This is a genomic window from Synechococcus sp. GFB01, from assembly GCF_001039265.1.
Taxonomy (GTDB): Bacteria; Cyanobacteriota; Cyanobacteriia; order PCC-6307; family Cyanobiaceae; genus NIES-981.
The window spans coordinates 1-9,677 of sequence record NZ_LFEK01000066.1; the positions used below are offsets into that span (position 1 = coordinate 1).

Annotated in this window: 12 protein-coding genes and 3 pseudogenes; 6 read left to right on the forward strand and 9 right to left on the reverse strand. The window is 72.2% G+C overall.

The features are described 5' to 3' along the window. The 4 genes and pseudogenes from SYNGFB01_RS08535 to SYNGFB01_RS14645 form a co-directional block, all read right to left on the reverse strand. Window positions 1-210: pseudogene (locus SYNGFB01_RS08535) on the reverse strand (hypothetical protein); the annotation flags it as partial. After that, complete coding sequence (locus SYNGFB01_RS08540; protein ID WP_082325950.1) at window positions 207-794, reverse strand: sigma-70 family RNA polymerase sigma factor; 588 nt, start codon at window positions 792-794, stop codon at window positions 207-209. The gene SYNGFB01_RS08540 and the pseudogene SYNGFB01_RS08535, both read right to left, overlap by 4 nt. Window positions 795-824: 30 nt before the next feature. Further along, window positions 825-1,250 (reverse strand): EamA family transporter, encoded by a 426-nt coding sequence (locus tag SYNGFB01_RS14640; RefSeq protein WP_161795878.1) that lies wholly within the window; start codon window positions 1,248-1,250, stop codon window positions 825-827. After that, complete coding sequence (locus SYNGFB01_RS14645; protein ID WP_048017715.1) at window positions 1,181-1,780, reverse strand: hypothetical protein; 600 nt, start codon at window positions 1,778-1,780, stop codon at window positions 1,181-1,183. The genes SYNGFB01_RS14640 and SYNGFB01_RS14645 overlap by 70 nt, the downstream gene beginning before the upstream one ends. A gap of 101 nt (window positions 1,781-1,881) precedes the next feature. Between SYNGFB01_RS14645 and SYNGFB01_RS08555 the strand changes: the two genes are divergently transcribed. The 4 genes and pseudogenes from SYNGFB01_RS08555 to SYNGFB01_RS16015 form a co-directional block, all read left to right on the forward strand. Then, on the forward strand, window positions 1,882-2,379 hold the full coding sequence (locus tag SYNGFB01_RS08555) for a DM13 domain-containing protein (protein WP_082325951.1): 498 nt from the start codon (window positions 1,882-1,884) through the stop codon (window positions 2,377-2,379). Window positions 2,380-2,436: 57 nt separating this feature from the next. Then, entirely contained in the window at window positions 2,437-3,156 is a 720-nt protein-coding gene (locus SYNGFB01_RS08560) for a DUF4079 domain-containing protein (RefSeq protein WP_048017716.1), read from the forward strand. Beyond that, window positions 3,156-3,632, forward strand: coding sequence for a glycosyltransferase (locus SYNGFB01_RS15445; RefSeq protein WP_053068410.1), 477 nt, complete (start codon window positions 3,156-3,158; stop codon window positions 3,630-3,632). The genes SYNGFB01_RS08560 and SYNGFB01_RS15445 overlap by 1 nt, the downstream gene beginning before the upstream one ends. Continuing rightward, window positions 3,614-5,161: pseudogene (locus SYNGFB01_RS16015) on the forward strand (glycosyltransferase family 2 protein); the annotation flags it as partial. The gene SYNGFB01_RS15445 and the pseudogene SYNGFB01_RS16015, both read left to right, overlap by 19 nt. Here SYNGFB01_RS16015 and SYNGFB01_RS08570 read toward each other — a convergent pair. Next, a complete protein-coding gene (locus tag SYNGFB01_RS08570) occupies window positions 5,086-5,370 on the reverse strand; it encodes a DUF427 domain-containing protein (protein ID WP_048017717.1) in 285 nt (94 codons plus the stop codon). The pseudogene SYNGFB01_RS16015 and the gene SYNGFB01_RS08570 overlap by 76 nt on opposite strands. A gap of 71 nt (window positions 5,371-5,441) precedes the next feature. Here SYNGFB01_RS08570 and SYNGFB01_RS08575 point away from each other — a divergent pair, with 71 nt between their 5' ends. Next, window positions 5,442-6,125, forward strand: a complete 684-nt coding sequence (locus tag SYNGFB01_RS08575) for an SDR family oxidoreductase (RefSeq protein ID WP_048017718.1) — start codon at window positions 5,442-5,444, stop codon at window positions 6,123-6,125. A 27-nt stretch (window positions 6,126-6,152) separates the two neighbouring features. On the opposite strand, the gene SYNGFB01_RS15930 is transcribed toward SYNGFB01_RS08575, so the two are convergent. Beyond that, window positions 6,153-6,869, reverse strand: coding sequence for an SAM-dependent methyltransferase (locus tag SYNGFB01_RS15930; RefSeq protein WP_255347546.1), 717 nt, complete (start codon window positions 6,867-6,869; stop codon window positions 6,153-6,155). 34 nt (window positions 6,870-6,903) lie between these two features. Further along, window positions 6,904-7,332, reverse strand: coding sequence for an SAM-dependent methyltransferase (locus tag SYNGFB01_RS15935; RefSeq protein WP_255347547.1), 429 nt, complete (start codon window positions 7,330-7,332; stop codon window positions 6,904-6,906). 48 nt (window positions 7,333-7,380) lie between these two features. Between SYNGFB01_RS15935 and SYNGFB01_RS08585 the strand changes: the two genes are divergently transcribed. Further along, window positions 7,381-8,184 carry a TPM domain-containing protein gene (locus SYNGFB01_RS08585; protein ID WP_048017722.1) on the forward strand — a complete coding sequence of 268 codons (804 nt, stop codon included), beginning with the start codon at window positions 7,381-7,383 and terminating at the stop codon, window positions 8,182-8,184. Window positions 8,185-8,233: 49 nt separating this feature from the next. Here SYNGFB01_RS08585 and SYNGFB01_RS08590 read toward each other — a convergent pair whose 3' ends face one another. After that, the gene (locus SYNGFB01_RS08590; protein ID WP_048017719.1) at window positions 8,234-9,010 is read right to left on the reverse strand and encodes a glycoside hydrolase family 104 protein; all 777 of its coding nucleotides are present in this window, start codon (window positions 9,008-9,010) and stop codon (window positions 8,234-8,236) included. Between the two features lie 215 nt (window positions 9,011-9,225). After that, window positions 9,226-9,677 (reverse strand): annotated as a pseudogene (locus SYNGFB01_RS14650) (hypothetical protein); the annotation flags it as partial.

The window sequence follows — 9,677 nt, forward strand, 5'->3', positions numbered from 1 at the left end:
GGCCGGCAGGGCCAGGGGGAGCAGCTGCAGGGTGGTGCGGAACTCGCCCAGCCGGTCACTCAGGGCGGGATCCTGCTCGAGCAGGGCGGCCAGCCGCTCGCATTCGGCGGAGTCGAGATCGCCGAGCGCGTGGCCCGCCAGCAGGGCGTCGATCTCGGAGGCGTCGGCAGCGGAGCGCTCCGGGTGGGGGTGGCGGTCGTCGGGAGTCATGGTGTGCTGCGGAGATCGAACAACAGCTCGCGCAGGCGGATCAGGCCCTGGCGGGAGCGGGTCTTCACGGTGCCCAGCGGCAGCTGCAGCCACTCGCCGATCGCCGCCTGGCTGAGCCCCTCGTAGTAGGCCAGCTCGAGCACCTGGCGCTGGCTGGCGGGAATCGCGGCGAGGGCGCTGCGCACCCGCTCGGCGAGATCCTCCTGCTCAACGCTGTCGTGGGGGCCGGGCACGGCCGCGGGGAAGAGCTGGTGCGACCAGCGTTGCACCAGCTGCCATCGGTTGCGGCGCTGCTGGAGGCGATTGATCGCCATCGAGCGGGTGAGCAGCAGCAGGTAGGCGAGCACCGGCCCGCGGGAGGGCTCGTAGCGCCCCTGCTGCCAGTAGCGCAGGAACACGTCGTGGGTGAGATCCTCCGCCTCCTGCCGCGAGCGGCAGAGCCGCAGGGCCAGGCGGTGCACCGGAGCTCCGCAGGCCTCGTAGAGCGCCTCGAGGTTGTCGAAGGGCTGAGCATCCGCGAGCGGCGGCTCCGCTGCCACGGGCCGGCCGGGTGGTGCATCGGGATCGGGGGGGCGGCGTGCCACGAGGTCTGCCGCGTGTGCCGTTGCTGGGAACTACTGGCGAGCCGGCCGATCGGATTGCCGCGGGCGGCGTGCCAGCACCACGCCCGCCAGCAGCAGGATCACACCGACCACGGTGGGCGGGCGGATCGGCTCGCCAAGCAGCAGCGCCGCGCTGACCACGGCCACCGCGATCGTGAGACTGCCCCAGAGCGACACGGTGGCGACGCTCGCCTGCCGGTAGGCCCATCGCAGCGCCAGCTCACTCCCGAGCGAGAGGGTGAGCGCATAGAGCAGCAGCACGCCCGCCACCCACCAGAGCTGCAGCAGCAGGAAGTGCCCGGGGCCGTAGAGCAGCAGGGCCAGCGCGGCGAACACCAGGGCCGTGACGCTCGAGCCCAGGCCCACGCTCAGGGCCGCGGGCCAGTTGCGGCCGGCGATCGAGCGGCCGGTGAGCGCCGCGCCACTGAAGGCCAGCACCCCCACCAGCGCCCAAACGACCCCGCCAGGTCGTCCATGCCGGCTCCCATGGCGGCCTGGGTGAGCTGGGGCAGCAGCAGGCCGCAGCTGATCAGCAGCAGGCTGGGGGTGAAGGCGCGCGGCAGCGGCTCGCGCAGCAGCCAGCGGGCCAGCAGCGCCGAAACCGGCAGCACCAGGGCGAAGAGCAGGGTCTGGCTGATCACCGTGAGCGACTGCAGGGCGAGGTAGTAGGCCACCGGACCGACGAACCTGCCCAGGAGCGCGTCGCCCGCCAGCAGAGCCCGATCGCGCCGGCTCAGCGACAGCAGCGCCGGTCGGAGGCTGCGCCGACCGGCAAGCAGGGCGGCGAGTCCAATCGACAGCTGGGCGAAGAAGAACACATTGCAGAAGCTGATCGGGTTCTCGCCGTTCACCGGGTTGCTCAGCCCGTGCTGCTGCAGAGCCTTGAGCACGGTGGCGTCGAGACCGCGCAGCACCACGTAGATCGCCAGGGGCAGGGCGAAGCCGGGCAGGAGCCGATGGGGGGGCAATCCGATCGCGATGCTCAGCGGTAGAGGGGGGGCGGAGGCGCTGATCCCACCGGGCTGGGCTCCTCCTTCTTCATTACCCCTTCATTACCCCCGTTCCCACCATGGTGGTCAAGACCCCATCCCTGCCCTCGACCCTTGCGGCCGGAGCCATGGCCCTGGTGCTGCTGGGCACCGCAGCGGCTGTCGTGCGCGCCGCCGACGCGGCGAAGCCGGCTCCGGGCAAGACGATGCTGCCCGTCGCCGCCGCGATGGCCAAGGGCAGCTTCCGCCAGGCGGAGGCGCCGGTGAGCGGCGGCTTCAAGATCCGCACGGAGGGCGGCACGCGGATCCTCGAACTCAGCAGCGACTTCAGGACCAACGACATGGCCCCGGACCTGAAGATCGTGTTCAGCCCCTCCGCCACACCGCTGGCGATGAGCAAGCCGCCGGCCTATCCCCTCAAGCCCGGGAGCACCACCATCCTGGCGCCGCTGAAGTCGTCGTCCGGGGCCCAGAGCTACACGATCCCGGCCTCGATCGATCTGAGCCGGCATGGATCGGTGCTGATCTGGTGTCAGAAATTCAACGCCACCATGGCGTGGGCACCGCTGAAGGCCTGAGGCCATGCTGAACGAAGGCTGAGCTCCGCTGCCGCCGCCCTCCCGCCGCGATCCCCCATGCAGACCGTCGACTGGCTCTGGCTGATCCACCCCGCGCTGGCGGTGGTGCTCGTGTACCCCCTGCTGGGGATGGTGCTGCGGCTGGCGCGGCAGACTCGGGAGCGACGCATCCACCACAGCAAGGAGCCCGCCACGGTGGGGCGCGATCACGCCGACCTGGGCCAGTGGCTGGCGGGCGCGGTGGTGGCGATCGTGCTGGTGGCCGAGGCGGTGGTGATCGCCACCGGCAAACCCCTGGCCGGCTTCGAGGGCGGCCCGGGGCGGCTCGGGCTGCTGCTGCTGGTGCTGATCGGCAGTGGCGTGGCCCTCGCCGCCCTCTGGCGGGTGCGGCAGCCGGTCTACCGCGCCAGCTTCGCCCTGCTCTGCTGGGCCGGCGTGATCGGGCTGGGGCTGCAGCCCGAGGTGTTCCGCCGCAGCGACAATCCCCTAGATCCGGCCTTCTGGCAGTCCCACTTCTGGGGAGGCATCGGCCTGGTCGGCCTGATGCTGTTCTCGATGGCGGGGCGGCCCGAGATCCACCGGGAGCTGCGCTGGCGGCGGCTGCACCTGAGCCTCAACACCCTGGCGGCGCTGATCTTCGTGGCGCAGGGGATCAGCGGCCCGCGCGACCTGCTGGAGATCCCGCTCAGCTGGCAGAAGCCCACCGTGTTCAGCTGCGACTTCGAGCGGCTCACCTGTCCGCCGCCGGCCATGCCGCAACAGCCGCCCTCCAGTTGATGCGCCTGCCCTGGGCCGTGCTGCTGCTGGCCCTGCTCACGGGCCGCTACCTGCACTGGCGGATCACCGCCACCCTCAACCTCACCACCCCGCTGGCCGGCACGCTCAGCCTGCTGCTGCTGGCCGCCGAGCTCTGGCTGCAGGCCCATGGGCTGCTGCTGCTGCTGTTCACCCTGGCGCCGGAGCGCGCCCGGCCGGCGGACGCCCCGGCGCAACGGCAGCAGGGCCCATCCAGCGCGGCCGTGCCGTGGGTGGATGTGCTGGTGCCCAGCTATGGCGAGCCGCTGGAGGTGGTGGAGCGCTGCCTGCGCGGTTGCCGCGCCATCGCCTACCCAGCCTTCGCGGTGTGGCTGCTCGACGACTCCGGCCGGCCGGAACTGCAGGCCCTCTGTGAGCGCCTGGCTGCCGCTACCGCCAGCGCGAGCGGCGCGAGCACGCCAAGGCCGGCAATCTCAACCACGTGCTGCCGGAGCTGAGCGGCGAGCTGGTGGCGGTGTTCGACGCCGACGTGGTGCCGGTGGAGAGCTTCCTGGAGCGCACCGCCGGGCGGTTTGAGGATCCGGCGGTGGGTCTGGTGCAGACGCCCCAGACCTACATGAACGCCGATCCGGTGATCCGCAACCTGGCGCTGGAGCGCTGGCTGCTGCCCGACGAGGAGAGCTTCTACCGCTGGATCGAGCCGGTGCGGCAGCGGCTGGATGCCGTGGTGTGCGCCGGCACCTCGTTCGTGGTGCGGCGCCAGGCGCTGCTGGCGGTGGGGGGCTTTGAACCCGGCACGCCCTCCGAGGATCTGGCCACCGGCATCCGCCTCACGGCGGCGGGCTGGCGCTGCCTCTTCGTGGCCGAGAAGCTCAGCGCCGGCCTGGCCCCGCTGAGTGCGGCGGCGCTGGTGCGGCAGCGCTGCCGCTGGGCCGGCGGCACCCTGCAGACCCTGCGCACCGGCGCCAACCCGCTGCGCATCGCCGGCCTGAACCCCCTGCAACGGCTGGCCTTTCTGGAGGGAATCCTGCACTGGTTCAACGTGCTTCCCCAGCTGGTGCTGCTGCTGATGTCGCTCAGCCTGGGGGTGCTGGGCGTCGCCCCGCTGCAGGTGAGCGGGGCAGGCCTGCTCCAGGCGGCCGTGCCGCTGGTGGCAGCCCAGTTGCTGCTGGCCCGCTGGATCAGCGGCCAGAGCCGCACCGCGCTGATGCCGGAGCTCTACCGCTGGCTGGTGCTGCTGCCCCTCGCCGGGGCGGTGCTGGGCGCCCTGCTGGGCCGGCCCCAGCCCTTCCGCCGTGACCCCGAAGGCGCTGGCCGTCGGTCGCCGCCGGTCGCCGGAGCCGAAGCTGCTGCTGCCGCTGCTGGCACTGCTGAGCCTGCAGGTGGTGGCCCTGCTCAACCTGCTGCCGGCACCTCTGGGCCTGGGCGCCAGGCGGCCTGCTCTGGAAGGGATCTCCAGCGCCACCCTCGCGGTGGTGCTGGCCTGGGGCCTGCTCAACGCCCTGCTGCTGCTGGCGGCGCTGCGCTGTTGCCACGACCGCGCCCGCAGCAGCGCCATCCCCTGGCTGGCCTGGGGAGAGGCGGTGACGCTCAACGGCCGGCCGGCCCGGCTCACGGCCCTGAGCGAAGTCGGGGCCGAACTGCAGCTGGCGGAGCCCCTGCACGATCTGGAGACCGCCAGCCTCGAGCTGGTGAGCAGCGACGGGCAGCGCTGGCCGCTGCAGCTGGAGTGCCGCCAGGGCCTGCGGCTGGGCGGCCGCTGGGGAGACCTGAGCGAGCTGCAGCGCGACGAGCTGCACCGGCGCCTCTACCGGCGCCCCGGGCAGTGGCCGGTGCGGCGTGCTCCGGCCGAGCCCCTGGCGCTGCTGGCCCTGCTGCTGCGGTTGCTGCGACCCCGCGGCCGCGACAGCTGGTTTCGCCGCAGCCTGATGCCGGTGATCCCGGTGGGCGTCAGCGCACCTGCACACCCTTCCAGAACGCCACCCGGCCCCTGATCTCGGCGGCGGCGGGCTTGGGATCGGGATAGAACCAGGCGGCGTTGGCGTTCACCTGGCCGTCCACCACCACGTCGTAGTAGTGGGCCTCGCCCTTCCAGCCGCACACGCTGCGATGGTTCGAGGGGCGGAAACATCCCTCCACCAGGGCCTCGGGCGGGAAGTAGGCGTTGCCCTCCACGGTCACGATGTCGTCGCTGCTCGCGATCAGCTGGCCGTTCCAGCGGGCTTCCGTGGCCATGGGGATCCGGGAGATGGGCCGCGGTTCTAGCGGCTGCCGGCCAGCATGGGGGGGTGAGCGAGCGAGCAACCATGACCTTGGTGGCCATCACCGGTGCCTCGGGCAAGACCGGCTGGCGGGTGGCGGATGAGGCCCTGCGGCGCGGCCTGCAGGTGCGGGCGATCGTGCGACCGGGTTCGGTGCTGCCGCCGGCCCTGGCCGAGGCCGAGCAGCAGGGGCGGCTGGAGGTGAGACGGCTGGAGCTGGTTCAGGGCGATGCCCTGCAGCACGCCCTGGCCGGCTGCGATGCCCTGGTGATCGCCACCGGAGCGCGGCCGTCGGTGAATCTGGCCGGACCGCTGCAGGTGGATGCCGTGGGGGTGCGGGAGCAGATCCAGGCCTGCCGGGCGGTTGGCCTCAGGCGGGTGGTGCTGGTGAGTTCCCTGTGCGCCGGCCGCTGGCTGCACCCGCTCAATCTGTTCGGCCTGATCCTGGTGTGGAAGCGGCTGGGGGAGCGCTGGCTGGAGGGCAGCGGCCTCGACTGGACCGTGGTGCGCCCCGGCGGCCTCAGCGAGGACGACAGCCGCAGCACCCGTGAGGGCGTGGTGTTCAGCGGCCCCGACCAGCAGCAGAGCGACAGCATTCCCCGCCGCCTCGTGGCCCAGGTGTGCCTCGACGCCCTCACCGCGCCGGCCTCGATCGGACGGATCATCGAGATCACCAGCAGCCCGCAGCAGCAGCCAGAGCCGCTGCAGAGCTGGCTGGCGGCGGCTTGAGCAGGCAGACATCAGGCAGCTGGGTGGTCAGCCCGGCGGCTCCTGCAGGAAGCGGGGCACGCCCAGTTGCAGGCCCCGGGCGTAGGCCAGCCAGCGGAAATCGCCCAAGGCGATGGGATCCACGAGCCGCAGCAGCGCCTCGCGGCGGGCCAGCAGAGCAGCCAGATCAGGCACTCCCGTGGCGCTGCTGCTCTCCTGCTGCAGGCCGTGGAGCCGCTGGGCCAGACCGAGCGACAGCAACGCCTCGCCCTGGCGGCAGTGACCGAGGGGCATCCAGCCGGTCGCCCTGGCCGCCGCATCGAGGCTCTCGATGCAGACATGGGCGGTGAGGTCCCATTCCCCCGGATCGAGCAGGGGATCGCCGCTGGCGCGCTGGCCGCGGTAGGCCAGCAGGGTGCCGGCGCTGCGCTGGGGGGCGTAGTAGCGCCAGGCCTCGAGGGCGTAGTCGACCACCAGCAGCGCACCGGCCGAAAGGGCCTCGCCGCAGGCGGCAAGCCAGGGCGCCAGCACGGGGTGGAGTTCGGTGCTCCAGCCGGGCTGGCGCTGGGGGGAGGAGGGCAGCAGCCCCAGGGCGGAGAGCAGCGCATCCGCCGGCGGATCCAGGGGCTCGCCGGGCTCCAGCCGCAGCGAGGGCTGGGCATCGGGCCCCTCGTGCAGCGCCACCATCTGGCGGCGCCAGAGCGACCCGTCCCAGACGATCCGCTCCACCGCCAGGGCGTCGAGCACCTCATGGGCGAGCACCACGCCGCGGCGGGGAGCGGCGGCCAGTTCCGCGAAGCTACGCCCAGCGGCAGGGCAGCGGACAGTCCGCCAGCCGCCGGCGCTGGCGGGCGGCCATGCCGGGATTGGGCTCCACCAGCAGCAGGTCGGTGCGCGCGGCGAGCGCAGGCCAGCCTGCCGCCAGTCCAGCGGCCAGGTCGGCGGCCAGGCTTCCCTCCCCCGGGCCGGCCTCCACCAGGGCCAGGCGAGCGTCGGGCTCAGCGGCCAGGGTCTCGAGCCACTCGGCCAGCTGGGGCAGCAGCAGGGCGGCGAAGTCGGGTCCGAGCGAGGGAGCCGTGGCGAAGTCGCCCGCCGGGCCGATGCGCAGGCGGCCGGCGCCGTAGGCCCCGTGCTCCGGATCGTGCAGCACCCAGCCCATGTAGGTGCTGAAGGGCACGCGCCCGCCGGCGGCCTGCAGTCGCTCCAGCAGCCAGGCGGGGAGGCTCACGCTCGGCAGTCGACTCAGGGAGAATGCATCTTCCCCTGGGACAGGTGCATGGGTCGGATGTGGGCCGCGGCGCTGAGCGCATTCCTGCTGCTGGTGGCCGCCACCGGCTGGGTCCAGCCGGCCCTGGCCTACGACAATCCCGACCTGCTGCCCGATCACCTCACCCCGGTGATCGACCTGGCCAAGGCCCTCACCGACAGCCAGCGCACCGCACTCGAGGAGGAGCTCAGCGACTTCGAGGCCACCAGCGGCTGGAAGCTGCGGGTGCTCACCCAGTACGACCGCACGCCGGGGCTCGCCGTGAAGGACTTCTGGAACCTCGATGAGCGCTCGCTGCTGCTGATCGCCGACGAGCGCGGCGGCAACCTGCTCAACTTCAACGTGGGCGATGCCCTCTTCGCCCTGATGCCCCGCACCTTCTGGGTGGAGCTGCAGACGCGCTACGGCAACCAGTACTACGTGCGCGACAACGGCGAGGACGCCGCCATCCTCGACGCCCTCCACGCCGTGAAGGGCTGCCTGGTGATCGGCGGCTGCCAGGTGGTGCCGGGGCTGCCCCAGGAGCAGTGGGTGCTCACCCTGGCCACCTCGATCCTGGGCGGGCTGATCGTGGGCTTCGCGGCCTATCCGCGCCAACCCGGCCGAACGATCGAGTGGGCCTGGGTGCTGCTGCTCTCACCTCTGTGGATCATCCTGTTCGGGGTCTTCGGCGTCGCCCCGATCGTGACCCGCACCAATGACCTGCTGCCGCTGGCCCGCAATGGGCTGGGCTTCCTGGGAGCGTCGGTGGCCGCCTATCTGATCGCCCAGGTCACGGTGGGGCGCAGCCGGGAGCGCCCCGGCGAAGGCTGATCCCGGCAGCGCAGCGTTGAGCCGGTCGGCCAGGATCAGCCGCCCGAGATCAGGCCCCGGCGCGGGGCCGTGAGCGCAGCTCAAGGGATTCCAGCTGGCAGCGGAGCGAGTCCTCGGGTTCACAGGCGGGGCGGCTCTCGGCGAGCGGCAGGGTCTCAGCCACCGGCAGCGAGGGTTCGAGCTGGCTGCGCAGCCGCGCCAGGTTGGCTTCGTAGAAGCGGCGCAGCTCATCGAAGCGCTTCACCGGCTGCCCGTAGAAGCTGCGGCCCGCCAGGGTGGGGAAGGAGGCCCACTCCGGAGCCAGCTTGTGGGCGAGCTGGGGGGTGAACGCCCCCTGATCGGCAAGAGCCAGGGCGCCTCGGCGCTGGATCAGGAACAGGGCGCCCTGGTCCTGCACATGGGGCCCGAAGGCATCCGGACCGGCCTTCTGGACCCCGAGGCTGCGGGTCACCAGATCCCAGGTGAAGGGCATGAACTGATAGGCACCGGCTGCGGCGCTGACGTAGCGCGCGCTGCGGATCACCCGGTCGGGGTGCCGATCGAGGGAGGGCATCAGCCCGCCCCCGAACATGATCCGGTAGCCGATGTCGTGGCCGTCCGCCCAGGTGCCCTCGGCGTAGCGGATCGTGTTGAGCAGGGCGCGGCGCTCGGGGGTGATGGCGAAGATGCGCGGCGGGGGCGGCGGCAGGGGCAGCGGCCGGATCAGCACGGCGGCGCTGGCCAGTGCTGAGCCCTGCGGCGGGGCCGCCTGGGCCATGGCGGGAGAGGCCAGCGGCAGCAGAGCCGCAGCGGCGAGGAAGGCACTCACGGGCGAGTGAATTCGCATGCTTATGCGGGGGTCTCGCAACGTTGGGCGCCAATTTGGCTATATCCGGCGAAAAGTCGGCGTTATATGGGCCAATCAAGAAATCGTCCACTCGTATCAAGAATCACCGCACACGGTTTGCAATCCAGTGGTGACCTCAGTTTCTGGCCTGAGAATCAACAGCGTTGCCAATCGTGCCGGGAGTATTGATTGGAACTGCTGATCGGGTCGGCGCATCAGGCCGTCAGGCCCCGCTGGGCCAGCCAGCCCAGCATCGCCGCGGCGGCCTGCTCGGCCCCGTGCGTGGGCAGCGGACCGTGGCTGGGCGGCAGCAGGGGCTGGTCCAGTTCCCAGGCGCCGCTGTGCAGCTGGGCCTGGGAGAGCAGGCGATGGGCGCCGTGGCGCTGCAGGGCCTGCTCGAGCACGGCGGCCTCGGCAAACCCCTCGCGATGCACCAGGTGAATGCCGAGCCCCTGGCTGAGCGCCTCGCAGAAGGTGCTGTAGCCGGGTTTGGTGAGCACGCGGCTGCAGCAGGGCATCGCATCGAGGGGCCGGAGGCCCGCCGGCAGCACGCGGCCGTTCACGGCCACCGCCAGCGCCGCATCGCTGCCGATGAAGGTCCACTCGGACCAGCGGGCCAGCAGCGCCGGATCGAGGGCCAGCCCCAGCCCTCCGAAGCCGATCAGGG

Coding starts and splice junctions, on each gene's coding strand:
- SYNGFB01_RS08575 (WP_048017718.1), top strand. CDS start 5,442: ATGACCTTGGTGGCCATCACCGGTGCCTCGGGCAAGACCGGCTGGCGG.
- SYNGFB01_RS08590 (WP_048017719.1), bottom strand. CDS start 9,010: ATGCGAATTCACTCGCCCGTGAGTGCCTTCCTCGCCGCTGCGGCTCTG.
- SYNGFB01_RS15445 (WP_053068410.1), top strand. CDS start 3,156: ATGCGCCTGCCCTGGGCCGTGCTGCTGCTGGCCCTGCTCACGGGCCGC.
- SYNGFB01_RS08555 (WP_082325951.1), top strand. CDS start 1,882: ATGGTGGTCAAGACCCCATCCCTGCCCTCGACCCTTGCGGCCGGAGCC.
- SYNGFB01_RS08560 (WP_048017716.1), top strand. CDS start 2,437: ATGCAGACCGTCGACTGGCTCTGGCTGATCCACCCCGCGCTGGCGGTG.
- SYNGFB01_RS08570 (WP_048017717.1), bottom strand. CDS start 5,370: ATGGCCACGGAAGCCCGCTGGAACGGCCAGCTGATCGCGAGCAGCGAC.
- SYNGFB01_RS08585 (WP_048017722.1), top strand. CDS start 7,381: ATGGGTCGGATGTGGGCCGCGGCGCTGAGCGCATTCCTGCTGCTGGTG.